We start from the raw sequence: 25,802 nt of genomic DNA, 5'->3' as shown, positions 1-25,802 counted from the left end.
CTGCGTAGTGGCAAACCGCACTACTCACATGCTACTTCGTGCCCGTCTCTAGCTCCCGCAGCTTGTCGGCCCGCCAGGCCGTGACGGCCACCACCACCAGCGTCATTATCCCGCCGAAAACTACGGACGTCACCGTGCCCATCAGCTTGGCCGCGGCGCCGCTCTCGAAGGCCCCAATCTCATTGCTGGAACCAATGAAAATGTTGTTCACCGCCGACACGCGGCCCTTCATGTACTCCGGCGTGTAGGTATGAATGAGCGTGGAGCGCACGATAACCGACACCGAATCGAATACCCCCGTCAGGAACAGCAGAAACAGCGACAGCGCAAAGCTTTTCGATAAAGCAAACCCGATGGTGGCCAGCCCGAAACCCGCCACCGCCCACAGCAGCTTGCGGCCCGCACGGCGCCGCAGCGGCGAGTACGTGAGCCACACGGCCATCAGTACCGAGCCCACGGCCGGGGCGGCCCGCAGGTAGCCCAGGCCATCGGGCCCGGTTTGCAGAATATCCTTGGCGAAGATGGGCAGCAGCGCCACCGCTCCGCCAAAGAGCACTGCAAACAAATCGAGCGACAGCGCCGCCAGCACTATCTGGTTGTTAAAGATGAACTTGACGCCGCTCAGCACGCTTTCCCTCAGGTTGAGGCGCGCGCCCTCCCGCTCCGGCAGCTCACGGCCGGCAATGCTGGCAAACAGCAGCAGCGAGGTGAACATCAGCACCGCATCGACGCCGTAGGCGAAGCCCTTGCCCAGCTGCGCAAACAGCAGCCCGCCAATAGCCGGGCCCAGCACCGCCGACGCCTGCCAGCTGGTGGAATTCCACGTCACGGCATTGGAGAGAAAGCTGCGGTTGGGCAGCAGCTGGGGCATAAACGAGAACAGCGCCGGCCCCATAAACCCCCGCGCAATGCCGCTCACAAACAGCACCACGTACAGCATGGCCACGTACAGCGGAAACGCCAGCACCTGCTTATTAGCAAAAAAGGCCATGCCCACCGGCTTGGTGAGCAAGTACAGGCTGAGCGAGCACAGGAAAAGTACCACCATGGCCGGCACGATGATTTTCTTGCGCGGCACCGAATCCGCCACGTGCCCGGCGTACAGCGACACGGTGATGCTCGGAATGGCTTCGGCCAGCCCGATGAGGCCCAGCGCCAGCGGGTTGTTGGTCAGCTCGTAAATCTGCCAGCCCACCACCACGCCCTGAATCTGGCTGGCCACGATGTAGAGGACCCGGGCCGAGAGTAAGCGGCGAAAATCAGGCAGCCGCAGGGCCGCGTAAGGGTCGTGGGCAACGGGAAGTAGCATAGGGCAAACGCACAAAAACCGCCCGTGCGGCGGCTGGCCCCAAAGGTAGGCGCGCTCACGGTGCCGGTTGCGGCAGACCACAACTTTAACCTACATTGCAGCCCGCTTCCCACGTTGTTTTGCTGCGTTCGGCTTATGGTAGTTTTTGGCCTAGAAATAACGCCCCGTCCCGACCTGCCCGCCGTTGTCGCCCGGTGGCAGCGCGAAATCACCGATTCCGAGTTACGGGCGGGCTACTTTGCCATTCTCGACGCCGCCGACGTCCAGCAGTGCTCGCGCTGGCTCCTGGACCTGCGCCGCCGCGAGGAGCTCACCAGCACCGAGCTTGCGGCCTGGATAAACGCCGACTTCTTTCCCAAACTCCCACAACGCTACGCCCAGCCCGTTCGCATTGCGTTCCTGGTTTCGCCCATGCGCGCCCTTCAGGAGCAGTCAGATAGCTCCGTAGCCGCCATTGCCACCGCTAGCCAGGCCCGCCACGGCTACAGCACCGCCCTTTTCACCGACGAGGCCGCCGCTTACGATTGGCTGGCCGCTTGAAACAAAGGCAGTAAAAAATGCACCGGCTGCAACTATTCCAGCAAAAGCCGAAGACGAATTTTGATGCAAAAAATGCCCTACACCAACTTCAGGAGAAGGTTGCTTGCATAAAAAGAAAAGATTTTGGCCTTTTTTATTCTCTTGCTATTGCGGATGTGCATTTCGTCGCTCTACATTTGGTCCGATTCTAGCGGGTAAAAAAGCCCGACTGTTCGTCGCTTCTCATATTTTTCAGGTAACTGCATACTATTGGCCTAAAGCTCTACGTTCTCTTCATCCGTAGCCCTTTATGGACCACTTGCAACCTAGCGACTCCGCGCTCATCTCGCTCTACCTGGCTGGCCAGGAATCCGCCTTTGCCATCCTTTTGGAGCGGCACCGGAGCCGTGCCTACACCACTATACTGCTCATCGTGCGCGATGAAGACGTGGCCGAAGACCTGCTACAGGATACGTTCATCAAGGCCATTCACACCCTAAAAAGTGGCCGTTACAACGAAGAAGGCAAGTTTGCGCCGTGGATTTGCCGCATTGCCCACAACCTGGCCATTGACTCGTTTCGCCGGGGCAAGCGCGTGCCCCACGTAAGTCTCACCGACAACGACCGGCTGGCCAATACGCTCACCATCGCCGACGACGGCCCGGACGATATCCTGGCCCGGGAGGAAACCCACGCGCGCCTTCGGGCGTTAATTCAGGAACTGCCTGCTGCCCAAAAAGAAGTGCTGCTCATGCGCCATTACGGCGATATGAGCTTCCAGGAAATAGCCGATGCAACCGGCGTGAGCATCAACACGGCCCTGGGCCGGATGCGCTACGCGCTGATTAATCTGCGGAAGAAAATGACCACTAACTCCGTTTATTATGATTCAAACCTTACCCTATTCGACACTGCTCCAGTACGTGTACAACGAATTGCCTCTTGAAAGGCAGCGCGAGGTAGAGGAGGTTTTGCAGCACGACCCGGAATTGGCTTCCACGTGCGCCGACCTTCTTTTGGCCCAGCGGGCTCTCGACGGCGTACGCTGCGAGCCCCGGACCCAAACCTCCGAGGTCATTTTGCGCTATTCGCGCACCTTCTTAGTCAATTACTAGCTTTTCACATCTTCCTGCCGCTCGTGTTCCGCCCGCGCCGCAAGACTTGAGCACCCCTCAAGTCAACAGAACGTCATGCTGAGCTTGCCGAAGCATCTCTACCGCGAGAGTAATTCATTTACTACTGCGGTAAAGATGCTTCGGCAACTCAGCATGACGTTCTACTTTCACCCACGGTCTTGTTGAGCATCACGTTCTTTGGGCTGTTGTTTTCAATAGCTTCCCCCGTCATGCGCCGCGCCGACCGATTCCAGCACTTCCTCGACTACTTCACCACCCACTTTCCGGAGCCCAAAACCGAGCTGGCCTATCGCAGCCCCTACGAACTGATTGTGGCCGTGGTGCTCAGCGCGCAGTGCACCGACAAGCGCGTGAACCTCGTGATGCCCGGGCTGTTGGAGGAGTTCCCCACGGCCGCGCACCTGGGCGCCGCCGCCGCCGAAGAAATCTTTCCCTTCATCCGCAGCGTCTCCTACCCCAACAACAAAGCCAAGCACCTCGCCGGCCTGGGCCGCATGCTCACTGAGGATTTCGGCGGTGAAGTGCCCAGTCAGATTGAGGAGCTGCAGCGCCTGCCCGGTGTAGGCCGCAAAACGGCCAATGTAGTGGCCTCCGTTATCTACAACCAGCCCGCCATGGCCGTGGATACGCATGTGTTTCGGGTATCGCACCGCATCGGCCTCGTGCCCAAAACCGCTACCACGCCCCTGGCAGTGGAGAAAGCCCTGGTGCGGCACATTCCGCAGGAGCTGGTAAACAAAGCGCACCATTGGCTCATTTTGCACGGCCGCTACATCTGCGTGGCCCGCACGCCGAAGTGCGGCATCTGCCCGCTGGCGCCCAGCTGCGCCTACTTTGCAAAGCAATTCGGCAAGGCACTGGCTTCCAAGCCCATTCCCACCAAATAAGCACCGCGGGGCCCGTTACGGTTTTGTTCGCGCAGCTCGTGGCACAACGCGGCATAAGCCCGGCACTGCCGGGTATAAAACGTTGCATGTTACAATGTAACGTACCCGTAAGGCTTTATGCTTTCCGGGCAGCAGCCTCCAACAGCTGCTGGACTTGTTGGGCCAGCCGTTGCCGGTCAAATTCTGCGGCTGCGAGGCGCCGGCCGTCCGCGCCGGCGGTGGCTAGTACCGCTGGCTGGGCCAGCAGCTCCTGCAGTTTTGCGGTTAACGCCCCGGGGGCGCCAGCGGGCACGTACCAGCCGCAGCCGTGCTGCTCCACCAAGGCCTTGGTCCAGCCCTGATTGGTCACCACCACCGGCGTGCCCACTGCCAGCGAATCATACAGCTTGGCCGGTGAGTTGGAATCGAGCACGGGCAGGCTCAGGAACGATACCACCGATACATCGGCCAGCGCAAACCAACTAAATACCTCGTGCCGGGCCTGCCCTCCCACCAGCCGAATGCGCCCCGGCCAGCGGGCCGCCGCTGCCGCTATCAGTGGCTCAAAAAAGCCGTGGCCCAGAAACAACCACACCGCGCCCGAATTAGTCGCGGCCATGGTTTCGGCAGCGGCTACCAGCGTCGGAATGTCATTGGCCCGCCCAAAGGTGCCCGCGTAGAGTATCACCCGCTGGCCTGCCAAGCCCTGCGCTTGCCGTAGCACTGCCACAGCCTGCGAAGTAGCCCGGGCGGCCAGCTCCAGGTCGGTACCGTTGAGCACCGTCGTCACTTTTTGAGGCGAAATGCCCAAGTCTGTTACGTAGCGCGACATATCCGGCGAAAGCGGCAATACGTGCTGCGCGCTCTGGTAAAGCCGCTTTTCGAGTTGATATAATTGGTGCCGGGCCAGTCCCGTGGGAACGGCTCCCATAGCAATGGGAAACGAAGGCCACAAATCCTGCACCTCAAACACCCACGGCACCTTGCGCCAGCGCGCCACCTGGGCCGCGGCCCAGGCCGCCGTGAGCGGCGTGCTGATACCCCAGATTACGTCCGGCCGGTCAATCCGCAGGCCCTCCCGCACGGCCCACGCCGCGTATTGAGCGAAAGCCAACGCCCGCCGCGCGGGGCCCATCTTATTGCTATAAGCAATGTTGGCTTCGCGAATTTCTACCCCGGCCGGCACCCATGGAAACTCAGTGTTCAGCCGCTGCCCTTTCCAAGCGGGCGTAGTCAGCAGCGTCACCCGGTGCGTTTTGACAATGTGGGCCAGCAGCGTGTAGTGCCGGCTGGTGGCCGGACAGTCGGGGTTGGTGTGGTACTGGCTGAAAACGGCGATGTGCATGAAATGAGTTATCAGTTGGTAGTTAACAGTGAGTAGTAATTCTTCAGCTGTGGATTACTCACTGTTCACTGATAACTGTTCACTGCCTTTGGGGCCGGTAGTGCGAGTCGTTCAACAGGCGCTGCGCATTTTTTTCGGCCATCAGGCGGCCCAGGCTCACCTCGGGGTGCGAGGCCACGTACTTGCGCACAATCTGCAGGCCCACCCACTGGCCCACCCGGCCGGGACACGTCTTGTCGATTTCGGGCACGTTGGGCCGCTCGCCCACGTACTTCTGCACCAGAAAAGGCGTGGTGGAATACAGCAATTTATTTTCCAAAAAGTGGCCCCACACCCGCGGCTCGTTGGCTTCCAGGCCTACCATTTCGCGGCTGGTGTAGCCCAGCAGCAGCGAATCGGGGGTGCAAGGCAGCATCAGGCTGGCGAAATACAACGACTTGCCCGCGTGTACCATGGCGTCGAGCATGGTGTTGGCCGTAAGCTCGTGGCGGTTGTACTTGCTCGACACGTTCTGGGCCAGCATCGGTAGGAGCCCGGCCGGGGTGTAGCGGCGCAGCATGTACTGCGGCAAATCCGGGCGCTTGCTGGCTTTGGGGCCCGCAAACCAGTCCAGGCTCATCACCAGCAGGCTGTCGTTCACATAAATGTCCTTGCTCAGAAACCCACTCACGTAGGTAACGGCGGGTGGCGCATTGAAATCGGGAAAGTAGTGGTGCACCCGCCGGAACATCTCGCCCAGGTCCTGCCGCAGGGCCGCACTGTCGGGAAAAGCCGCCGCCGTTTCGCGGCCCAGCTGCTGGAGCGCCGCGTTGGTGGCCAGCTGGGGCAGGCCCGCCGCCAGCTCTTTTTCATTGGCCGGCTGGCGCTGCAGGTAGTACCGAGCAAACGCCGGGTGCGCGTCCATGAACCGCTGCGCATCGGCGGGCGTTTTAATGCCAAAAAAGGCACGCTCCAGCCGCTGCAATTGCACGGGCACGGCCGGGGCATCGGCCGCCGCATCGGTGCGGCAGCCCTCGGCGGGGCCGCTCTTACACGCCTCCAAACCCAGGCTCAAGCCAAAAAACAAGGGCAGCCAGCGCCGCCAGGCGAAATTATTCTTATTCACACGCGTTACTTTGGGGTAAAATTAGCCAAAACCCGTTGCCCGCCGGTGGTTACCGGGTGCGACGCGTTAATTTGCTTGCTATGAAAAAAATATTCCTTGCCCTGCTGGTCCTCGCAGCTTCCGTCACCACGGCCTCCGCCCAAATCGAAATCGGCCTGAAAATATCGCCCTCCATCAACAGCCTCCGGGCCGAGTCGCCCAGCGACAGAGCTTTTAAAAGCGATGGCAGCCAGTTTGGCTTCGGCGGCGGCCTGGTGGTTGATTACTTTTTTGGCGAAAACTACGCTTTCAGTACAGGCTTGCTGTTGGCAGGCAAAGGCGGCACCATCAGCTACCGGGATGTTTCGGGTGGCGTTACGGGCCAGCCCTTCACTGAGACGCAAAAATTCAATATGCAGTATTTGCAAGCGCCGCTCACGGTAAAGCTTTTCACCAATGAGATTGCGCCCGACACGCGGCTTTACTTCCAAGTGGGCGGCTCACTGAACGTGCCCATCGGTACCCGCATCAACAGCAGCAAGTTTTACACTGACCCGGCCGACGGCAAAGAAACAAAAGCCAGCGACCATGTTTTGTTCTTCGATGCTGACGCCCTGGCAGCTATTGGGGTTGAATTTCAACTAGCGAAGAGCACCAAGGTTTTCGGCGGCATCAGCTACAACCGGGGCCTAGTCGACATTGACCGCTACTTTGAAAAAACGCGCGACTTCAAAGACATCACCATCAAAAACAGCTCCGTGGCTCTGGATTTGGGCATCAAATTTTAAGCAATAAGACTGCCTGCATATCGGGTATTACAAAGCCCCGCCGTTTGCAGCATTGCAAACGGCGGGGCCTTTGTATTTCTCACAAACTGCTAGTCGACAATCTCAACTTCGCGGTCCTGCAGACGGCTCATGGCCGCCGCCGAAGAACGCAGCTGAATTTCTTCGCCCCGCTCGTCTTCAATGCGGTAGTCGGTCAGGCCCAGGCTGCTGTCATTCACCACTTTCACCCATTTGTAGTACTTGAGGTACCACTTCATCTGGCGCGAAATCAGACCTTTGGTGTAATACGCATACAAGAACGGGTGCACCGACAGCGTAATGCCCGACTGGTTCTGGTTCACCAGCAGGTCATCGATGCTGTTGTCGATATCGTCCGTAACCTGAATGGACGCCGATATCTTGCCGGTACCGCCGCAGGTTGGGCACAATTCGCCGGTCACGATGTTCTCGGCGGGCCGCACCCGTTGCCGGGTGATTTGCATCAGCCCGAACTTGGTAATAGGCAGCACCGTGTACTTTGCCTTGTCGAGCTTCATCACGTCGCGCACCGTATCCTCCACCTTTTTGCGGCTCTCCGCCGAGCGCATGTCGATGAAGTCGATAACGATGATGCCGCCCATGTCGCGCAGCCGGAGCTGCCGGGCTACTTCCTTCGCAGCCAGCAGGTTAATCATAAGGGCCGTGGCCTCTTGGTCATTCTCCTGGTTGCTTTTGCTGCCCGAGTTCACGTCAATCACATGCAGGGCTTCGGTGTGCTCGATAACGAGGTAGCCGCCGCCGGGCACGGTCACGGTCTTGCCAAACAGTGTTTTGAGCTGTTTTTCAATGCCCGTCTGCTCGAAAATCTTAATTTTCGAATTGTGCAGCTTCAGCAAGCCCAGCTTGTCGGGCGCGATTTTCTGGAGGTAATCGCGCATCTCGTCGTACATCGTCGGGGCGTCCACCATGATGCTGTCGAACGACTCGTTCAGCATATCGCGGAGCATCGACGACGTCCGGCCCAATTCGCCCAGCACCTTGTCGTTGGGCTTGGCCGTGCGAAGCGTGCTGTAGAGCTGCTCCCACTTGGCCACCATATCCTGCATGTCCTTGTCCAGTTCGGCCACTTCCCGCCCTTCCGCCACGGTGCGGATGATGACGCCAAAGTTGAGCGGCTTGATGCTGGCAATGAGCCGCTTGAGGCGGTCACGCTCCCCCTTGCTCACAATTTTTTTGCTGACGCTGATGGTGTTCGAGAACGGCATCAACACGAGGTAGCGCCCGGCCATCGAAATGTCGGTGCTTACGCGGGGGCCTTTGGTCGAAATCGGCTCCTTTATTATTTGAACAACGAGCTGCTGGCCTTTTTTAAACACGGTCTCCGCCTTGCCCACTTTTTCAAGCGGAGGCTCAAACGTGAATTTTTCCAATCCGGCCGCTGCCGCCCGGCCACTTTGAACCGTCCGTACCCACTTCGTAAAGGAGTTGTATTGTTCGCCGAGGTCGCCGTAGTGCAGAAACGCGTCTTTTTCGTAGCCAATGTCTACGAAAGCTGCATTCAGGCCGGGCATCACCTTTTTCACGGTGCCCAGGAAGATGTCGCCTACTGAGTAGTTGGTGTCGTTGCGGTCGAAGTGGTATTCTATCAACCGCTTGTCTTGCAACAACGCAATCCGCTCGCCTTCCTGAGTAGAATTAATGACTAATTCATTACTCAAAGCGTTGGTTTAGTTAAGGTAGCCCCTCCAGAAATTGCCGCAGCACTACCCCGAAACCGGCAAAGGGAAGCCAGAACCAATAGGTTCTGGCTTCCCTCGCGAGCCACGGGAAAAGCACCCAACGCGGCCACACCCAGGAGGCTACGTGAGAGATAGGCAGCTGGCTCCCTTCCCGTTAGGAAAACTGCCGGCCGCCGCTACGCCCCGTGAGGCTTACTTCTTCTTGTGGCGGTTCTTGCGCAGGCGCTTCTTGCGCTTGTGGGTGGCAATTTTATGACGCTTTCTTTTTTTACCGCAGGGCATGATGCTTGGGGGTTAAGTTGGTGTTTGAATGGGTTGTAGCTATTTCAATTTGGCAATTTCCTCGTCTACCGAAGCGGCCAGGGCCGGGTCGGCACTGAGGCTTTTGGCGGTGAGGAACGCCGCCCTGGCTGCTTCCTTGGCACCGGTACGGGCCAGGGTCACGCCAAGGTAAAACTGCCCGTTCACGTTCTTCGGATTGACTTTCACCAAATCCTGGAAACGCTTCACGGCTTTGTCGTACTGGTCGCTTTGCACCGCCAGAATGCCCATGTTGTACAGGGCCTTCTCGTTGCGAGGGTCCGCTTCAAGCACTTCGCGCAGAATGGTTACTCCCTGCACGGGGTTCTCGGAAGCCATGTAGGCCATGCCGAGGTTGGTTTTTGCGTCGAGGTTACCGGGCTCTTCTTTCAGCACCTTTGCGTAAAGCTCCCGGGCTTTACCACCCAGCAGCTTCACCCGCTCGTCCGACGCCGCAAAGCTAAACGCCTGGAAGTAAGCATCGGCTGCCCGCTGCCAATTTTGGGCAGTGGGCCGGGCCAAAGCGTTGCGTTCCAGGTAATAGCCAGCGCTGTCGAACCGCTCCACGCTTTCGTAGCGGCGGGCCAGGGTGGTGGCCACCTCGCCACGAGCAGCGGCATCGGGCGCGGCCTTGTACTGCGCCAGCAACCGCGTTAGCTCCTGCCGTTGGGCAGCAGTGGCCGTGGTGTGCGGGGCAGCAGCCGGCTCCGAGGGGCCGTGGTCGTGCCCGTCGTCATCGGAGTGAGCACCGCCGTTGTCAATAGCCGTAGCCGGCACCGGTCCCGAGGAAGCCTCGGTTTTGGAGCCGTTGGTTTTAGAACCACCACCGTCCCGATTAGCGGTTTTGGCGGCATCACTATTCAGCTCCGAACGGCTTTCTTTGGGCTTTAGAATGCCTTTGGGCAGCACGTACAAGCCCCCGACCAGCGCGAGTGCGGCGGCGAGGACAACCAATTGATGGGAAGCAGTGCTAGTAGTGGCCATGGGCTGAAAAAAGCCGGCCGCCGGGCTTTCCCTCGCGGAAAAGACACCGGCGGCGCGGCCGGTAATTCATTATCTGATAGTCGAAGACTGGGCTACCGGTCGGTTACCCGATTGCGTAACAGTGGAAACCCGCCTAAGTGTTCAGTAAGGAACTGCTGACACTCGTTTTCGACTACTGCGGATAATTTAGGCTTTGGCCGCAACGGCTTTCACCTTCTTGCTGTTCTTGATTTTAGCCACGAAGGTTTTCGACGGCTTAAAGCTCGGGATATAGTGCTCCTCGATGATGAGCGACGTGTTTTTCGAGATGTTGCGGGCTACTTTACGGGCGCGCTTCTTGTTTACGAACGAGCCGAAGCCGCGCACATAAATGTTATTGCCTTCCGTCATTGAATCTTTCACGACTTTGAAGAATGCTTCAACAGTCATCAATACGTCTGCTTTCTCGATGCCGGTCTTCGTAGAGATTTCGGCGATTACCTCAGCTTTAGTCACGTTGGTATGTTCCTTATGTGGTTAAAAAAATACTTTTCTAGGCAAAAAAATCCCAAATTCCAGCGTAAGCCCTTGCCCGGTAGGCGGTTCGCCCTTGAATTGGGGCCACAAAGGTAGCCCTCTTTTTTTGTTTTACCAACCCAGACTACGAAACAAGGTCTGGAGCCAAATTATTCGCTTTCAAAATTTTGACCGCTACAACTCCCCGGCCTTCCTTTCTGGCGGCTGCGCTTTTGGCTTGGTATCCGCGCCACCATCGCGACCTGCCGTGGCGCCACACCCGCGACCCCTACGCCATCTGGCTATCGGAGGTAATTCTGCAGCAGACGCGCGTGGCGCAGGGCCTCCCTTACTACGAAACCTTCCTGGCGGCCTACCCAACGGTGCAGCACCTGGCCGCCGCGCCCGAGGCCGAAGTGCTCCGCTACTGGCAGGGCCTGGGGTACTACTCCCGGGCCCGCAACATGCACCACACCGCCCAGCAGGTGGTATGCGAGTTCGGGGGCCAGTTCCCCGGTACCTACGCGGGCCTGCTCCAGCTGCGGGGCGTGGGGCCCTACACGGCGGCAGCCATTGCCTCTTTTGCCTTTGATGAGGCCGTGGCCGTGCTCGATGGCAACGTGTACCGCGTGCTGGCCCGCATTTTCGGGTTGCATTCGGACATTGCGGCGCCCAGTTCGCGCAAGGAATTTCAGGCTCTGGCCGACCAGCACATTCCGGCCAGCACGCCGGCCGATTTCAACCAGGCCATTATGGAGTTTGGGGCCCTGCAGTGCACGCCCCTCAAGCCCGATTGCCTGTTTTGCCCCTTGCAGAGCCAGTGCTGGGCGTTCCAGCACGGGCAGGTGGCCCTGCTGCCGGTGAAAAGCAAGGCCAAAGCCTCGCGCACCCGCTACTTCCACTACTTTGTGCTGCGCCACGGCGAGCGCACCTACCTGCGTGAGCGCCGGGAGAAAGACATCTGGCAGGGACTCTACGACTTCGCCCTGGCCGAAACCACGGTTCCGGAGCTGCCACCCGCCGAGCTCCTGCGCCACTTGGACGCGCTGGGGGCGCGCCTGGATACCAGCCAGGCGGCCGAACCCACTTCGGCCTACCGGCACGTGCTCAGCCACCAGAAGCTGGAAGCCCGCTTCCATCCGCTGGCACTGTCGGCGCCGCTCCCAGAGGCCACGTTGCGGGACTTGGGGTTGCGCGCCTACTCTGCCGATGAGATTGAGGCCTTGCCCAAGCCCAAGCTCATTGCAAATTATTGCAGCCAGAATATCTGACGTAGCATTCCCACCCATATTAGCTTTTTGTGCTTTTTATTTTAGTAAAATGTTTATTTTAGCGGATTTAAATACTTATCTTTGAGACAAGAAAAGCCGAGTGGCTCTTTTGATTTTGTATTTCCTAACGTGCAGTAATATGGCCGGAGTAAACAAAGTAATATTGGTGGGCAACTTGGGCAAAGACCCAGAGGTGCGGCATTTGGAAGGCGGTGTGAGCGTGGCTCATTTCACTCTCGCTACCAATGAGTATTACAAAGACAAACAAGGAACCCGCGTGGAGCGCACCGAGTGGCACAACATCTCGGCGTGGCGCGGCTTGGCCGACATGGCTGATAAATTCCTGAAAAAGGGCCAGCAAGTCTACATCGAGGGCAAGCTGCGCACCCGCCAGTACCAGGACAAGGACCAGCAGACCCGCTACATCACGGAAATCATCGCCGATGAAATTTCGATGCTGGGCGGCCGGCCGCAGGGTTCTGGTATCGGTGCCGTGGCAACCGATGCCAACGGCCAGGCAGTGGCCGAGCCGCAGCAAACCTTCCGGCAGGAGCCGGAGTTGGACCAACTGCCCTTTTAGCTGCTCCCCTGACGTATTTTAAGAAGAGCCCCGGCACTAGTCCGGGGCTCTTTTCGTTGCGACCGGCACAACCCAACGGTTACCTTTGAAGCCTGACCCGCTCGCCGCAAGGCCGGCGGCGCATTCTTAGTAAAAATTCTGTGAAAGTATTCCTGAAAAAAATTGCGCTGGTTGTGGTTGCGCTCACGGTGCTGGCGGGCTGCTCCTCAGCGCCGGACTTCACGCCCAAGCCCAAGGGTTACAACCGCATCGACCTGCCGCCGCACCGCTACCAGTTGCTGCCCGGCAACCACCCGTATTCTTTTGAGTACTCCCAGGAAGCCGTGATAAAGCGGGACTCGTCGTACATGGCCCAGCCCCATTGGCTGAACGTGTACTACCCCAAGCTGAACGCCAACGTGCAGATTACCTACATGGACGTGCAGCGCGACAAGCGCCTCTATAATAAGATGATGGAGGATGCGCGCAAGCTCACCGGCAAACACGAAATCAAAGCCACGGCCATCGACGAGCGTATTCTAAAGTCGCCCAGCGGCATCCGGGCTTCGGTGTTTGAGCTGCAGGGTGAGGTGCCAAGCCAGTTTCAGTTTTACACTACGGACAGCACCAAGCACTTCCTGCGCGGCGCGCTGTACTTCCGGACGGCAACGGCCAATGACTCGTTGGCGCCCGTGATTGAGTATGTAAAGGAGGACATGATACGCATGCTCAATACCTTGAAATACAAATAGGGAGCGAAGAATGAGCAACTTCTTCAACACCCGGCTTGAATTTCTGCGCACGGTGGGCAGCACCCAGCGCGCTCAGTTGCTGGGCAAGGAACTGGGCTTGTTCACCTACGGCGACTTAATTCAGCGCTACCCCTTCCGGTACCTCGACCGGACGCAGGTGTACCAGGTGGCCGACCTGCATGACGACCTGCCGTACGTGCAGGTAAAGGGCATGCTGCGCAACAAGGAGCTGATTGGTGAGGGCCCCAAGCAGCGCCTGACGGCCAAAGTGGGCGATGGTACCGGCGAGCTGGAACTGGTCTGGTTCAAGGGCGTGAAGTGGGTGCAGCAGTACACAAAAAACAACCAGGAATACATCGTTTTCGGCAAGCCGACGATGTTTAACGGGCGGCCGCAGATGGCCCACCCGGAACTGGAAGAAGTGACCGAAGCCAAGCCCGGCCAGAGTTTTCTGCAGCCGGTGTACAACACCTCGGAAAAGCTCAAGAACTACCACCGCATCGATAGCAAGGCCATTATGCGGATGGTGGCCGAGCTGCTGAAGCTGGCGCAGTCGCACGTGGTGGAGTCGCTCTCGCCCGCCCTGATTGAGCAGTACGCCCTGATGAGCAAGCCCCAGGCCCTGCAGCAGATTCACTTCCCGCAAAGCCCGGAGCTGCTGGCCGCGGCCCAGTTCCGGCTGAAGTTTGAGGAGCTGTTCTACGTGCAGCTCAAGCTGCTGCGGCAGCGCGACCAGCGCAAGGTGACCCTGGCAGGTCAGATTTTCAGCCAAGTGCCCACGCTGGTGGATTTTTATAAAAACCACCTCACATTTGACCTCACCGGCGCGCAGAAGCGCGTTATTCACGACATCTACAAGGATTTTTGCACCGGCCAGCAGATGAACCGCCTGCTACAGGGCGACGTGGGCTCGGGCAAAACCATTGTGGCCTTCATCGCCATGCTCATGGCCGCCGACAACGGCGCGCAAAGCTGCATCATGGCGCCCACGGAGATTCTGGCCGACCAGCACTACACCGGTTTGAAAGTATATGCCGATGCGCTGGGCATCAGCATTGGGAAGCTCACGGGCAGCACCCGCACCGCCCAGCGGCGCGTACTGCACGAGGCCCTGCGCAATGGCACTATGCACATGCTGGTGGGCACCCACGCCCTGCTCGAAGACGTGGTGCAGTTCCGCAACCTGGGCCTGACCATCATGGACGAGCAGCACCGCTTTGGCGTGGCGCAACGCTCCAAGCTATGGCAGAAAAACCCGCATATCATCCCACACGTGCTGGTGATGACGGCCACGCCCATCCCCCGCACGCTGGCCATGACGCTGTACGGCGACCTCGACGTGAGCGTGATTGACGAGCTGCCCGCCGGCCGCAAACCCATTGTGACGGTGCACCGCTTCGACACCAACCGCCTGAAAGTATTTGAGTTTATCCGCGACCAGGTGAAAATCGGGCGGCAGGTATACATCGTGTACCCGCTGATTGAGGAATCGGAAACGATGGACTACAAGGACCTGACCGATGGCTACGAGAGCGTGAGTAGGGCCTTTCCGGAGTTCCAAATCAGCATTGTGCACGGGCGCATGAAGGCCGAAGAGAAGGACTTCGAAATGCAGCGCTTCATCAACCGGGAAACCCAGATAATGGTGGCCACTACCGTGATTGAGGTGGGCGTGAACGTACCCAACGCTTCCGTGATGGTGATAGAATCGGCGGAGCGGTTTGGGCTGTCGCAGCTTCACCAGCTGCGGGGCCGCGTGGGCCGGGGCGCCGACCAAAGCTACTGCATTCTGATGACGGGCTTCAAGCTGAGTAAGGACGCCCGCACCCGCCTCGAAACCATGGTGCGGACCAACAACGGCTTTGAAATTGCCGACATCGACCTGAAGCTGCGCGGCCCCGGCGACCTCATGGGCACCCAGCAAAGCGGCGTGCTTGACCTACTCATTGCCGACTTGGCCAAGGACGGCCGCATTCTGAGCGAAAGCCGGGCAGCCGCCCAGACCCTGCTCACGGAAGACCCTAACCTAGAACAGCTTGCCAATGGCAACATCCGCCGGCACATTGAGAGCCTGCCAGCCACGGCGGTAAACTGGAGTAGGATTAGCTAGACAAGCAGGGCCGAGCGGAAAGGGCAAAAAAACAGCCTGCAAGCAGGCTGTTACGGGTCAACCTAATCTGGTATTCTTAAAACATATCAGCCAACAGCCCGGCGTTGCTCTGCTGCTTGGTGCTCTTTTCGTCGTTGGTTTTGGTTGGCTCGAGCGCCGTGGTTTGGTTCACAAATACCATCAAAGTATTTGGAGTTGTTTTGGTTTCAATAGTCTGGGCAGCGGATGCAGTAGACGTCTGTTTCGTGAGTTTGCCACTGATAATTAAGGCAGCTAAAAGGGTAAATTTGAGTAGAGATTTCATAGTTTATATAATGTAGGGGTAATACAAAGGTAGGTGAGGCGAGAGCGGGCTGGTGAAGAGAGGCGTTAAAAAGGGTCAAAAACTCGTTGAATCTATTTGATAAAGCGTCGAATACTGTAGGTGAAAAGTATTGAGCTTAAGTCCTCTGGCATAGCATCCTTATCTGTGTATGAAGCTCTAACGGTTCCCCTGTACGGAAGTGTCGCGCGGAGTGTTATGCTTATGCTACGATTTTATTGCCTGCCTCACACAATTTAGCTTGCCGGCTCTTGCTGGTGGCGCTCACGGCGTCCCAGTTGGTACTTTTGGACCATTAAGCCGCTTCCTATTTTTTGTATATGTCTCAACTACGCCCTAATCTTATGATACGCCAAGCCTTGCTGTTTGGATTGCTGACCCTGGCCGGCAGCGCGGCCCCTGCCATGGCACAGAAGGTAAAGTCGGCCCCTTTCAACTACCTCCCCGAGCAGGGACCCGACCGTTACGACATGCGGGTACCGCGCAAGACCCTGGCCCTGGCCGATGGTTCGGGCTTTGTCATTCTGGCCCACCAAAGTGCGGGCGGCTACGCGGTAGAACGCTATGATACTGACCTCAAAAAGCAATGGAGCACCTCCATTCCCGTGGGGCCCGGCGAAAGCCTTGAAGCTTTTGGGCGCGGGCCGCAGCAGGCTTGGGTGGTGCTGCACCACAAAGACGAAAGCAGCCAGAACCTAAGCGTGGTACCGGTCAACCTTCAAAATGGCCAGAAGGAACCCATCAAACTGGTGATGGCTGCCCCCGCCCGCGACCGCCGCCCGGGCGTGTCCATTTCCCCCGACGGCACCCGGCTGCTGGCGTTTCGCTACTTCACGCGGGAGCAGCAGGTAAAGAGCATTGCGGCCACGCTATTCGACCAGAACCTGGCGCAGCTGCAGGAAAAGGCGTACGATTTCCGCGACCAGGGCGACTTTTTCTCGCCCGCCGTGCACGTGGCCAATGACGGAACGCAGTACGTGACCATGGTCAGCGACCGGATGAAGAAGCTAACGGTGCGCCGCTACCCAGCGGGCCCCTCCACCGAAATCAAGGTATTGGGCGTGCCCGTGGGCGGCACCTTCGGGGGCAGGGCCGTAACCATCCGGGACACGAAGTTTACCGTGCTCAACGATGGCAGCCTCTACGCCGCTGCCCTCTGCGCCGACTACCAAACCGGCGAGTACTACAGCCTGAAAGTGGTGAAGTACGACTTCAGTGGGTCCGGCGACATGAAGTTCTCGCCGGAGTTCCGCTTCACCCCCGCCTATCTGGCCGAGGCAGCCAAAGCCACCGGCCTCGACGTGAAGCGCCTGGACGACATCTACCTGGGCGACCTATTGCTGACTCCGGAAAAGCAGCTGGTGGTAATCGCGGAAAAACATTTTGAAGAAGGCGGCGGCGAATCTCCGGTGCACGCGCGGGAGCTGCACGTGTTTGGCTACAATGAGTACGGCCAACCCACCTGGAACAGCATCATAGCCAAAGACCAAAAGGCACCGGCGGTGGACGCCTACACCGGCATCGGGTTTCGGGCCGCCGTGTTTGGCAACATCGTTCAGGTAATCACGCTGGAAACCCTCAACAAAAAGTCCGACCTCTACCTGCGCCGCATCAATGCCCAGACCGGCGTGGTGAGCCCGGCCGAACGCCTAAAGCTGAACGTGGCCGACGACCAGCAGCTGGCCTATGTGAAAGACTTCACGACGTGGCTGGGCGAAAAAACCATCATCGGCGTCAGCCGGCCCAGCAAGAAATCGGCCGCGCTGCAATTGGAGAAGATTGTGGTCAAATAACCCTTGCGGATAACGCGGCATCAGCCCTCGGTTGGGACTCACCCCTACCAACAAAAAAGCCGCTCCTGAATAAGGAGCGGCTTTTTTGTTTTTGCAGATAGAAGGCTAGAAGATATATTCATTGGCTTCAATCAGCTTAGCCGCCACGCGGCGGCGGGCTTCCTTCACGTTCAGCAGCTCGGTTTTAGTGAAGCGCTTCAGGCCCATGAGCAACAGACGCTGCTCGTCGCCCTCAGCCATGCTGCCGATGGCGTCTTTGGCGGCCTTCTCCACAATGTCCACGGCATCGGTCAGGTAGATGCGGGCGATGTCGGCTTCGGCGGCCAAAGCCTCTTCGCCTTTGGCAGCAGCCTCTTTCTCCACGCGCAACAGCGTGCTTTCGGCAATGTACACCTTGATAGACATGTCGGCGATGTTCATCAGCAGCTCCTGCTCCTTGGCCAGGGTGGCGGTGAACTTCTGCACAGCAGAGCCGGCCACCATCAGGATGGCCTTTTTCAGGTTGGCAATGGTCTTGAACTCCTTGCTGAACAGGCCGGTTTCCTCGTCCTGGCTCATGCTCGGGATGCTCAATAGCTCCTGCTGCACGGCCTGGGCGGGGCCCATCAGGTCGATTTCGCCCTTCAGGCCCTTCTTTAGAATCATGTCAACGGCCAGGAGGCGGTTGATTTCGTTGGTGCCTTCAAAAATGCGGTTGATGCGCGAATCCCGGTACGCGCGGTCCATGGGGTAGTCGGCCGAGAAGCCGTAACCGCCATAAATCTGCACACCTTCGTCCACCACATAGTCGAGCACTTCTGAGCCTTCCACTTTCAGCATGGCGCACTCCACGGCAAACTCGCGGGCCGCGCCCAGCAGCGCTTCGTTGGAGCCTTTGCCTTCGGACATGAGCTGCTGCTCCATGCGGTAGATGTCGGAACCAGCGCGGTAAATCGCCGATTCCACGGCATAAATCCGCACGGCCTGCTGCGCCAGCTTGTAGCGGATGGCACCAAACTTCGAAATGGGCAGCTTGAACTGCACCCGCTCGTTGGCGTATTTTACGCTCAGGTTGGCAGCCATTTTGGTAGCGCCCAGGCAAGCGGCGGCCAGCTTAATGCGGCCAATGTTGAGCACGTTGAAGGCGATGAGGTGGCCTTTGCCAATTTCGCCCAGCACATTTTCTTTCGGCACCAGCGCATCGGCCAGGAACACCTGACGGGTGCTGCTGCCTTTGATGCCCATCTTGTGCTCCTCGTTGCCGAGCGTCAGGCCGGGCGTATCCCGGTCCACGATAAAGCCGGTGAACTTGTCGCCGTCAATCTGAGCAAACACGATGAACACATCGGCGAAGCCGGCGTTCGTAATCCACATTTTCTGGCCGTTCAGCGCGTAGTGCGTGCCTTCGGCGTTCAGCACAGCCTTGGTTTTGGCGCCCAGGGCGTCGGAACCGGAGCCGGGCTCGGTGAGGCAGTAGGCACCCATCAGGGTACCATCGGTGAGGCCGGGCAGGTACTTCGCCTTCTGCTCATCGTTGCCGAAGTACAGAATGGGCAGCAGGGCAATGCCCGTGTGCGCCGCAAATGCCACCGGAAACGAGTGGCCACCGCCCACGCCTTCGGTCACGCGCAGCGCCGTAGGAAAGTCCATGTCCAGGCCGCCAAACTGCTCCGGCACACTCACGCCGAACAGGCCCAGCTGACCCGCCTTCTCCATCAGGCCGCGCATGAGGCCTTCCTCGTGGTTGTCGAGGCGCTCCAGCAGCGGATGCACGTCGGAAGCCACGAAGTCGAGGCATGTCTGGTGCATGTAGTTCTGCTCTTCGGTAAAGTCGGCGGGCGTGAACACGTCCTGCGCGTCGGTCGGCTTGATGATGAACTCACCGCCTTTGAGGGTCGGTTTTTGCGATACTTCCATGACGGTGGGGATGGGGTTTGAGGTTGAAAAGTGTTAGGCACGCCTACTATTTAGGAAAACAGTCGGCCGGCGATTTGTGTTGCAAGATACAAAAAATATGTTAGGCGTGCCTACTACTTTGTCGAAATAAAACCCCACATGAGCGGGGTTTTCTTTTCTGTAGTACTCAGCCCAGCCAATCAACCTAGCCTGCCCATGCGATTAGCACAGCAATGAAAGGATGCTTCGCTATGCTCAGCATGATAACGCCGATTACTTCAGCAGCTCGTAGATGCCGGCGACGCCCTGGCCACCGCCTACGCAGGCCGTGACCATGCCGTACTTCTTGCCGCGCTCGCGCAGCTCGTCAAACAGCTGGATGCTGAGTTTGGCACCGGAGCAGCCCAGCGGGTGGCCGAGGGCAATGGCACCGCCGTTCACGTTGGTTTTTTCGGGGTCCATGTTCAAGTCGCGCATTACGGCCAGCGACTGCGAAGCGAAGGCCTCGTTCAGTTCAAATAGGTCGATGTCTTCGAGCTTCATGCCGGCTTGCTTCAGCACTTTCGGCACGGCTTTGATGGGGCCCATGCCCATGATGCGCGGGTCTACGCCTTCGGAGGCGTAGTTCACCATGCGGGCAATGGGCTCCAGGTTCAGCTCCTTCACCATGCGCTCCGACATGACGAGCACGAATGCGGCGCCGTCGGAGGTTTGGGAAGAGTTGCCGGCAGTCACGGAACCGTTGGCCGCGAACACGGGACGCAGCCGGGCGAGGGCTTCTACGGAAGTATCGGCGCGGGGGCCTTCGTCGGTATCTACCACGAAAGAGCGGGTTTTCTTCTTGCCGGTGGCCTGGTCCACGTAGGTTTCCTCCACGGTCACGGGCACAATCTGCTTCTTAAACTTGCCGCCCTCAATGGCCTTGATGGCCTTTTGGTGCGAGTTGTAAGAGAATTCGTCCTGGTCCTGGCGGCTGATTTTGTAGTCGTTGGCCACGGCCTCGGCGGTGAGGCCCATGCCCATGTAGTAGTCGGGGTGCTTCACGGCCAGGTTGTAGTTAGGCACGGTTTTCCAGCCCACAGTGGGCACCATGCTCATGCTCTCGGTACCACCGGCGACGATACAATCGGCCATGCCGGCCGAGATTTTGCCCACGGCCATGGCAATGGTTTCCACGCCGGAGCCGCAGTAGCGGTTCACGATGAGGCCGGGCACGTTGATGGGCAGCGCCAGCAGCGAAATCAGGCGGCCCATTTGCAGGCCTTGCTCAGCTTCGGGCACGGCATTGCCGACGATTACGTCGTCGATGCGCGTGGGGTCCAGGGCCGGAACCTGCGCTACCAGATGCTTGATAACGGTGGCCGCGAGGTCGTCGGGTCGGGTGAAACGGAAACCACCGCGGGTGGCTTTGCCCACCGCCGTGCGGTAGCCGGCTACGATATATGCAGTGTTGTTCGACATGAGTTAGGGGATTTCTCGCACAGAGTTCACAGCGTTAAAGGAGTTTTCTCTGTGAAACGCTGTGACCTCTGTGCGAAATATTTTTTAGTTACGTAGTGGCTTACCTGTCGTCAAAATGCTCTGAATTCGCTCCAGTGTCTTCCGCTCGCCGCAGAGGCTGAGGAAGGCTTCGCGCTCCAAATCCAGCAGGTATTGCTCGCTCACTTCTGTGGGGGCGCTCAGGTCGCCGCCGCACATCACGTAAGCCAGCTTGTCGGCGATGAGTTGGTCGTGCGTGGAAATGTAGTTGCCCTGCTGCATGGCGTACACGCCGGTTTTGAACATGGCCAGCGCGCCTTTGCCGTGCACCTTGATGTTGGTCTTTGGCACGGGTTGGGTGTAGCCGGCATCGGCCAAATCGAGGGCGGCGGCCTTGGCAGCAGCAATCACGCAGTTGCTGTTCACCACAATCTCGTCGCCCCGGCGCATGAAGCCTAGGTCAAACGCCTCCGCGGCGGAGGTTGAAACCTTGGCCGTGCTGATGGTCATGTAGGTGTTGCGCAGCATATTGAACTCCGGCTCGCCTTCTTCGTACTTAGCCGCCGTGCGCAAGGTCATTTCCTTGGTGCCGCCGCCGGCCGGAATCAGGCCTACGCCAAATTCCACGAGGCCCATGTAGGTTTCAGCGGCCGCCACCACGCGGTCGCAGTGCAGGTTGATTTCGCAGCCGCCGCCCAGCGCCAACCCGTGCGGCGCGCCCACCACCGGAATGCTGCTGTAGCGCATACGCATCATGGCGTTCTGGAACTGCGCAATCATCATGTTCAGCTCATCAAACTCCTGCTCAAGCGCCTGCATGTACACCAGGCCCAGGTTGGCACCGGCCGAGAACTGGGCGCCGTCGTTGCCAATCACCAGGCCGCGGTAGCCGGCTTCGGCCATGTCCACGCCCTTCAGCAAGCCTTCGATGACGTCCTGGCCCAGCGAGTTCATCTTGGAGTGGAATTCCACGTTCAGGATGCCGTCGCCGAGGTCGATAACGGAAGCGCCCGCGTTTTTCCACAGCACTTTGCCGGTGCCGCGCAGGTTGTCGAGAATGATGAAATTCTCCACGCCGCGCACGGGCTGATAGCTCTTGGTTTCGGCGTCGTAGTACTCTTTGCTGCCGGCCGCGTTCACTTTGTAAAACGTGGTGTGCCCGGCAGTCAGCATTTCGGTTACCCAGGCGGCAGGCTGCTTGCCTTCGGCCGTCATAAGCTCCACGCCTTTTTGCACGCCCAGGGCATCCCAGGTTTCAAACGGACCCATTTCCCAGCCGAAACCGGCGCGCAGGGCATCGTCAATCTTATACAGCGCGTCGGTGATTTCGGGCACGCGGTTGGACACGTAGGCAAACAGGCTGCCGAAGCTCTTGCGGTAGAATTCACCGGCCTTATCCTTGCCCGTTACCAGCATCGCGAAGCGCGGCGCCAGGGCATCCATGGTTTTGGTGAGCTCCAGCGTGGCGAATTTCACCTTGGCGCTCGGCTTGTATTCCAGCGTGCCCAGGTCCAGCGCCTGGATTTCCGACTTGCCGCCTTCGCCCTTCACCTTCTTGTAGAAGCCCTGACCCGTTTTATCGCCCAGCCACTTGTTCTCGCCCATTTTCTTGAGGAATTCGGGCAGCTGAAACACGTCCTTGGCTTCGTCGTCGGGCAAGCCCTGGGCCAGGCCATTGGCCACGTTCATCAGCGTATCGAGCCCCACCACGTCCGAGGTGCGGAATGTAGCCGACTTGGCGTGGCCAATAACGGGGCCGGTGAGCTTATCCACTTCCTCCACCGTCAGGCCCAGCTCCTGCATGATGCGCAGCACGTCCATGATGGCGAACACGCCCACCCGGTTGGCGATAAACGCCGGGGTGTCTTTGGCCAGCACCGTGGTTTTGCCCAGGAACAAGTCGCCATAGTGCATCAGGAAATCAACCACCGATTGGTCAGTATCCGGCGTCGGGATGATTTCGAGCAGTTTCAGGTAGCGCGGCGGGTTGAAGAAGTGCGTGCCACAAAAGTGCTTCTTGAAATCGTCGGAGCGGCCCTCCGTCATCAAGTGAATCGGGATGCCGCTGGTGTTGCTGGTGATGAGGGTGCCGGGCTTGCGGAATTTTTCCACCCGCTCAAACAGGCTCAGTTTAATATCCAGCCGCTCCACCACTACCTCAATGGTCCAGTCGCAGCCGCCAATCTCCTTCAGGTTGTCGTCGAAGTTGCCGGTTTTGATGCGGCTGGCATCGGCCTTGCGGTAGAGGGGCGAGGGATTGGAAACAATGGCGGCCTGCAACGCCGCGTTTACCAAGCGGTTCTTCACCGCCGGCGCGTCCAGTTTCAGGCCTTTTTTCTCCTCGGCGGGCAGCAGCTCTTTGGGCGCAATATCGAGCAGCAGCACTTGCACGCCAATGTTGGCGAAGTGGCAGGCAATGCGCGAGCCCATGACGCCGGAACCCAGCACGGCAACTTTCTTGATAGTTCGATTCATATGAGGTAGCGCGAAGCGGAACTTCGCGTTTCGGTGAACGATGGGGTGTTTGGTTACTAATGGTCTAGACAGAAGCACAGCATCGGGGCGTCGCAACGCGCCGTGTCGGCAACTACGCCGATGCTTCGTGCCGCAGCGGCTTCAATTCAAATCCTTCAAACAGACCTTTGCCTTCAATCATGCCCGTAATCTGAGCTGAGACTTTGAAGAAGACATCGAGCTGGCTTTGGGATATTTTTTCCCGCATTTTCAGATTGAAGTGCCGCACGGTCTGGCGGGATATCTCTTTCTTCTCCAGTCCCAGCGGCGTCAGAAAGATGCGCACCGAGCGTTTGTCCACGGCATCGGCCTGCTTATAGATGAGGCCCTTTTCCTCCATGCTCCGCAGAATGCGGGTCAGGCTGCGGGTTTCGAGGCCCAGCAGCGGCGCAATTTTGGTGGCCGGCGTGCCCCGCTCCTGGTCGACGTTAAGCAGCACAAACCCGATGCTGGTCGTGATGTCGTTTTGCGCCGCCTGGGTGTTGTACATCCGCGAGATGGCGTGCCAGGCCACTTTGATGTTATAATCGACGGTTTCTTCTGGTTTCATAAGCGGGATGTAAGGGCAGTAAACTTACGAAAGATTTGTTAGGCTTGCATACTAGTTTACAATAAAAAAAGTTGGGGAGCCCAGGCAATGCCCAAGGCTCCCCAACTACTCATCCGTGCTCAGACCTTAGTGGTTGCGTGCGCCGGCAGCACGGGCTAGCGCTTCTCGTTTTGATGGTACAGGCCTTCGATTATGCTCTTGTTGTTCTCGGAAATCACCTTGCGCTTCACCTTCATGGTGGGCGTCATTTCACCAGTTTCCACGGTCCAAGGCTCGGGCAGCAGCACGCTGCGCTTCACCTGCTCCCACTGGGCAAAACTCTGGTTGTACTTCTTCACCAGGCCTTCGTACAGCTCCACTACCCGCTCGTTTTTGACGAGCTCCTCGTTGGGGCAGTCGGCCACGCCGTTGCGCTTGCACCAGCCCTTGAGGTCGGCGAAGGAGGGCACGATGAGGGCCGAGGGGAATTTCTGGTCGGCGCCCACCACCATGGCCTGCTCAATGAGCGGGTCTTCTTTCAGCTTGCCCTCAATGACTTGCGGGGCAATGTACTTGCCGCCCGACGTCTTGAACATCTCCTTCTTGCGGTCGGTGATTTTCAGAAACTTGCCATTCACCAGCTCGCCAATGTCGCCGGTGTGGAACCAGCCGTCTTCGTCAAACTCCTTGGCTGTGAGCTCGGGCTGGTTGTAGTAGCCTTTCATGACGGAAGCCGATTTGGTCAGAATCTCGCCATCGGCCGCAATTTTAACCTGCACGCCTTCTACCACCGGGCCCACGGTGCCAATCATGTTGTTCTCTTTCTCGTACCCGCCCACGGCAATCACGGGCGACGTTTCGGTGAGGCCGTAGCCTTCCATCACGGGGATGCCGGCCGACCAGAACACCCGCGCCAGCCGCGGCTGCAATGCCCCGCCCCCCGACACGATGCAGCGCAGGTTACCGCCCAAGGCGTCACGCCATTTATTGAATATGAGCTTGTTGGCCAACGCCAATTGCGTATTATACAAAAAGCCCTGGTCCTTTTGGGTGTCGTATTTCAGGCCCAAATCCAGGGCCCAGAAGAATAGCCCTTTCTTCACGCCGTCCAACTCGTGGCCTTTGGCCACGATTTTATCATACACCTTCTCAAGCAAGCGCGGCACGGTCGTGAAAATCTGCGGCTTCACTTCGCGCAGATTGTCGGCAATTACTTCCATGCTTTCGGCGTAGTAAATGCTTACGCCGTTAATCATATACAGGTAAGTCACCATGCGCTCGAAGATGTGGCAGAGCGGCAGGAAGCTCAGGGCACGGTCTTCTTTGGAAACGGGCACGGCGGGCTGCGAGCTGCGGCAGTTGCTCAGGATGTTGTCGTGCGTGAGCATCACGCCTTTGGGACTGCCGGTAGTGCCGCTGGTGTAGATTAGGGTGAGCAGGTCATCGGGGACCACGGCAGCTTTCAGGGGCTCCAGGCTGGCTGGCTGGCCTTTGCGGCCCAGCTCCAGCAGCTCGTCGAAGTGGCGGGCGCCGCTGATTTTATCGAACGTAAAGATGTTTTTCGCTGGAATATCGAGCCCGACCGTAGCTTCCTGCACTTTGTCGTAGAGTTTTTGGTCGGCCACAAAAACGGCCTTTACGCCGGCATCGGTGAAGATGTACTTATAGTCCTCAACAGTGATGCTGGGGTACATGGGCACGCTCACGGCGCCAATCTGGGCAATGCCGAAATCGGCCAGCATCCACTCGGGGCGGTTCATGCTGATAATGGCTACTTTGTCGCCGCGCCTGAGGCCGAGGGATACCAAACCCAGGCTGACCAGATTGGCTTCATCCTGTATTTGCTGGGTGCTGGTGGGCACCCACTGCCCGTCAACTTTGGCCGCAAATGCATCCTTTTTGGGCGAATTTGCTAATTGATGGGTCAGGATATCGAAGGTGCGACGAACGTCCATGGGTGGGTTGGGGAAAGCGTACGGGTGAATTTCAGCTTAAATAAAGTGCTTTTTTCTGGGCAATGATACTCCCGCCGTTGCCGCTGCGCAACGACGGGC

General features: G+C 58.5%; 22 protein-coding genes. 10 read left to right on the top strand and 12 right to left on the bottom strand.

Annotation, left to right across the window (positions count from 1 at the left end):
• Positions 1 to 31 precede the first annotated feature (31 nt).
• Complete coding sequence (locus tag BEN47_RS16655; RefSeq protein WP_070729872.1) at positions 32 to 1,309, bottom strand: MFS transporter; 1,278 nt, start codon at positions 1,307 to 1,309, stop codon at positions 32 to 34.
• A gap of 135 nt (positions 1,310 to 1,444) precedes the next feature.
• On the opposite strand from BEN47_RS16655, the gene BEN47_RS16650 reads away from it, so the two are divergent.
• The 4 genes from BEN47_RS16650 to nth all read left to right on the top strand — a co-directional run bounded on the left by BEN47_RS16650 (position 1,445) and on the right by nth (position 3,851).
• Positions 1,445 to 1,849 carry a hypothetical protein gene (locus BEN47_RS16650; RefSeq protein WP_070729870.1) on the top strand — a complete coding sequence of 135 codons (405 nt, stop codon included), beginning with the start codon at positions 1,445 to 1,447 and terminating at the stop codon, positions 1,847 to 1,849.
• Between the two features lie 289 nt (positions 1,850 to 2,138).
• On the top strand, positions 2,139 to 2,774 hold the full coding sequence (locus tag BEN47_RS16645; RefSeq protein ID WP_070729868.1) for an RNA polymerase sigma factor: 636 nt from the start codon (positions 2,139 to 2,141) through the stop codon (positions 2,772 to 2,774).
• Positions 2,713 to 2,943, top strand: a complete 231-nt coding sequence (locus BEN47_RS20455) for a hypothetical protein (RefSeq protein WP_239691645.1) — start codon at positions 2,713 to 2,715, stop codon at positions 2,941 to 2,943. Before BEN47_RS16645 ends, BEN47_RS20455 begins: the two co-directional genes overlap by 62 nt.
• A gap of 230 nt (positions 2,944 to 3,173) precedes the next feature.
• Entirely contained in the window at positions 3,174 to 3,851 is a 678-nt protein-coding gene (gene nth, locus BEN47_RS16640) for an endonuclease III (protein ID WP_070729993.1), read from the top strand.
• Positions 3,852 to 3,966: 115 nt separating this feature from the next.
• Here nth and BEN47_RS16635 read toward each other — a convergent pair whose 3' ends face one another.
• The gene (locus BEN47_RS16635; RefSeq protein WP_070729867.1) at positions 3,967 to 5,175 is read right to left on the bottom strand and encodes a glycosyltransferase family 4 protein; all 1,209 of its coding nucleotides are present in this window, start codon (positions 5,173 to 5,175) and stop codon (positions 3,967 to 3,969) included.
• Between the two features lie 79 nt (positions 5,176 to 5,254).
• Complete coding sequence (locus tag BEN47_RS16630) at positions 5,255 to 6,280, bottom strand: gliding motility protein GldB-related protein (protein WP_083322509.1); 1,026 nt, start codon at positions 6,278 to 6,280, stop codon at positions 5,255 to 5,257.
• A gap of 80 nt (positions 6,281 to 6,360) precedes the next feature.
• Between BEN47_RS16630 and BEN47_RS16625 the strand changes: the two genes are divergently transcribed.
• Positions 6,361 to 7,047: a porin family protein gene (locus BEN47_RS16625; protein WP_070729865.1), complete on the top strand. Its 687-nt coding sequence runs from the start codon at positions 6,361 to 6,363 to the stop codon at positions 7,045 to 7,047.
• Positions 7,048 to 7,136: 89 nt separating this feature from the next.
• Here the strand turns inward: BEN47_RS16625 and BEN47_RS16620 are convergent, their stop codons facing one another.
• The 3 genes from BEN47_RS16620 to BEN47_RS16610 form a co-directional block, all read right to left on the bottom strand.
• Positions 7,137 to 8,744 carry an Rne/Rng family ribonuclease gene (locus tag BEN47_RS16620; protein WP_083322508.1) on the bottom strand — a complete coding sequence of 536 codons (1,608 nt, stop codon included), beginning with the start codon at positions 8,742 to 8,744 and terminating at the stop codon, positions 7,137 to 7,139.
• Positions 8,745 to 9,086: 342 nt separating this feature from the next.
• Complete coding sequence (locus tag BEN47_RS16615; RefSeq protein ID WP_083322507.1) at positions 9,087 to 10,049, bottom strand: tetratricopeptide repeat protein; 963 nt, start codon at positions 10,047 to 10,049, stop codon at positions 9,087 to 9,089.
• A gap of 186 nt (positions 10,050 to 10,235) precedes the next feature.
• Positions 10,236 to 10,544: an HU family DNA-binding protein gene (locus BEN47_RS16610; RefSeq protein WP_046244842.1), complete on the bottom strand. Its 309-nt coding sequence runs from the start codon at positions 10,542 to 10,544 to the stop codon at positions 10,236 to 10,238.
• A 233-nt stretch (positions 10,545 to 10,777) separates the two neighbouring features.
• On the opposite strand from BEN47_RS16610, the gene mutY reads away from it, so the two are divergent.
• From mutY to recG, 4 genes are all read left to right on the top strand, one after another.
• Complete coding sequence (gene mutY / locus BEN47_RS16605; protein ID WP_239691644.1) at positions 10,778 to 11,815, top strand: A/G-specific adenine glycosylase; 1,038 nt, start codon at positions 10,778 to 10,780, stop codon at positions 11,813 to 11,815.
• Between the two features lie 139 nt (positions 11,816 to 11,954).
• Entirely contained in the window at positions 11,955 to 12,395 is a 441-nt protein-coding gene (locus BEN47_RS16600) for a single-stranded DNA-binding protein (protein WP_070729860.1), read from the top strand.
• Positions 12,396 to 12,535: 140 nt separating this feature from the next.
• Positions 12,536 to 13,126: a gliding motility lipoprotein GldD gene (gene gldD, locus BEN47_RS16595; protein ID WP_070729858.1), complete on the top strand. Its 591-nt coding sequence runs from the start codon at positions 12,536 to 12,538 to the stop codon at positions 13,124 to 13,126.
• 10 nt (positions 13,127 to 13,136) lie between these two features.
• Positions 13,137 to 15,236, top strand: coding sequence for an ATP-dependent DNA helicase RecG (recG, locus tag BEN47_RS16590; RefSeq protein WP_070729855.1), 2,100 nt, complete (start codon positions 13,137 to 13,139; stop codon positions 15,234 to 15,236).
• A gap of 76 nt (positions 15,237 to 15,312) precedes the next feature.
• Here the strand turns inward: recG and BEN47_RS21090 are convergent, their stop codons facing one another.
• Complete coding sequence (locus BEN47_RS21090) at positions 15,313 to 15,540, bottom strand: hypothetical protein (RefSeq protein ID WP_125921735.1); 228 nt, start codon at positions 15,538 to 15,540, stop codon at positions 15,313 to 15,315.
• Between the two features lie 362 nt (positions 15,541 to 15,902).
• On the opposite strand from BEN47_RS21090, the gene BEN47_RS16585 reads away from it, so the two are divergent.
• Positions 15,903 to 17,351, top strand: a complete 1,449-nt coding sequence (locus BEN47_RS16585; RefSeq protein WP_070729853.1) for a hypothetical protein — start codon at positions 15,903 to 15,905, stop codon at positions 17,349 to 17,351.
• Between the two features lie 105 nt (positions 17,352 to 17,456).
• Here the strand turns inward: BEN47_RS16585 and BEN47_RS16580 are convergent, their stop codons facing one another.
• The 5 genes from BEN47_RS16580 to BEN47_RS16560 form a co-directional block, all read right to left on the bottom strand.
• A complete protein-coding gene (locus tag BEN47_RS16580) occupies positions 17,457 to 19,247 on the bottom strand; it encodes an acyl-CoA dehydrogenase FadE (RefSeq protein ID WP_070729851.1) in 1,791 nt (596 codons plus the stop codon).
• Positions 19,248 to 19,499: 252 nt separating this feature from the next.
• Positions 19,500 to 20,687, bottom strand: a complete 1,188-nt coding sequence (locus BEN47_RS16575; protein ID WP_070729849.1) for an acetyl-CoA C-acyltransferase — start codon at positions 20,685 to 20,687, stop codon at positions 19,500 to 19,502.
• A gap of 84 nt (positions 20,688 to 20,771) precedes the next feature.
• Positions 20,772 to 23,180 carry a 3-hydroxyacyl-CoA dehydrogenase/enoyl-CoA hydratase family protein gene (locus BEN47_RS16570; RefSeq protein ID WP_070729847.1) on the bottom strand — a complete coding sequence of 803 codons (2,409 nt, stop codon included), beginning with the start codon at positions 23,178 to 23,180 and terminating at the stop codon, positions 20,772 to 20,774.
• A 112-nt stretch (positions 23,181 to 23,292) separates the two neighbouring features.
• Positions 23,293 to 23,769 (bottom strand): MarR family winged helix-turn-helix transcriptional regulator, encoded by a 477-nt coding sequence (locus BEN47_RS16565; RefSeq protein WP_070729845.1) that lies wholly within the window; start codon positions 23,767 to 23,769, stop codon positions 23,293 to 23,295.
• 155 nt (positions 23,770 to 23,924) lie between these two features.
• The gene (locus BEN47_RS16560) at positions 23,925 to 25,703 is read right to left on the bottom strand and encodes an AMP-dependent synthetase/ligase (protein WP_070729843.1); all 1,779 of its coding nucleotides are present in this window, start codon (positions 25,701 to 25,703) and stop codon (positions 23,925 to 23,927) included.
• Positions 25,704 to 25,802: the final 99 nt, after the last annotated feature.

Source organism: Hymenobacter lapidarius (assembly GCF_001816145.1).
In the GTDB taxonomy this organism is placed as follows: domain Bacteria; phylum Bacteroidota; class Bacteroidia; order Cytophagales; family Hymenobacteraceae; genus Hymenobacter; species Hymenobacter lapidarius.
This window is presented reverse-complemented; position numbering and strand designations above follow the sequence as displayed.

What these genes read in the sequence shown, in the direction of transcription:
- BEN47_RS16585 (WP_070729853.1), top strand. Translation starts at nt 15,903, where the DNA reads ATGATACGCCAAGCCTTGCTGTTTGGATTGCTGACCCTGGCCGGCAGC.
- BEN47_RS16565 (WP_070729845.1), bottom strand. Translation starts at nt 23,769, where the DNA reads ATGAAACCAGAAGAAACCGTCGATTATAACATCAAAGTGGCCTGGCAC.
- BEN47_RS16645 (WP_070729868.1), top strand. Translation starts at nt 2,139, where the DNA reads ATGGACCACTTGCAACCTAGCGACTCCGCGCTCATCTCGCTCTACCTG.
- BEN47_RS21090 (WP_125921735.1), bottom strand. Translation starts at nt 15,540, where the DNA reads ATGAAATCTCTACTCAAATTTACCCTTTTAGCTGCCTTAATTATCAGT.
- BEN47_RS16575 (WP_070729849.1), bottom strand. Translation starts at nt 20,687, where the DNA reads ATGTCGAACAACACTGCATATATCGTAGCCGGCTACCGCACGGCGGTG.
- BEN47_RS16580 (WP_070729851.1), bottom strand. Translation starts at nt 19,247, where the DNA reads ATGGAAGTATCGCAAAAACCGACCCTCAAAGGCGGTGAGTTCATCATC.
- BEN47_RS16600 (WP_070729860.1), top strand. Translation starts at nt 11,955, where the DNA reads ATGGCCGGAGTAAACAAAGTAATATTGGTGGGCAACTTGGGCAAAGAC.
- nth (WP_070729993.1), top strand. Translation starts at nt 3,174, where the DNA reads ATGCGCCGCGCCGACCGATTCCAGCACTTCCTCGACTACTTCACCACC.
- BEN47_RS16615 (WP_083322507.1), bottom strand. Translation starts at nt 10,049, where the DNA reads ATGGCCACTACTAGCACTGCTTCCCATCAATTGGTTGTCCTCGCCGCC.
- recG (WP_070729855.1), top strand. Translation starts at nt 13,137, where the DNA reads ATGAGCAACTTCTTCAACACCCGGCTTGAATTTCTGCGCACGGTGGGC.
- BEN47_RS16570 (WP_070729847.1), bottom strand. Translation starts at nt 23,180, where the DNA reads ATGAATCGAACTATCAAGAAAGTTGCCGTGCTGGGTTCCGGCGTCATG.
- BEN47_RS16650 (WP_070729870.1), top strand. Translation starts at nt 1,445, where the DNA reads ATGGTAGTTTTTGGCCTAGAAATAACGCCCCGTCCCGACCTGCCCGCC.
- BEN47_RS20455 (WP_239691645.1), top strand. Translation starts at nt 2,713, where the DNA reads ATGATTCAAACCTTACCCTATTCGACACTGCTCCAGTACGTGTACAAC.
- BEN47_RS16560 (WP_070729843.1), bottom strand. Translation starts at nt 25,703, where the DNA reads ATGGACGTTCGTCGCACCTTCGATATCCTGACCCATCAATTAGCAAAT.
- BEN47_RS16625 (WP_070729865.1), top strand. Translation starts at nt 6,361, where the DNA reads ATGAAAAAAATATTCCTTGCCCTGCTGGTCCTCGCAGCTTCCGTCACC.
- BEN47_RS16635 (WP_070729867.1), bottom strand. Translation starts at nt 5,175, where the DNA reads ATGCACATCGCCGTTTTCAGCCAGTACCACACCAACCCCGACTGTCCG.
- BEN47_RS16655 (WP_070729872.1), bottom strand. Translation starts at nt 1,309, where the DNA reads ATGCTACTTCCCGTTGCCCACGACCCTTACGCGGCCCTGCGGCTGCCT.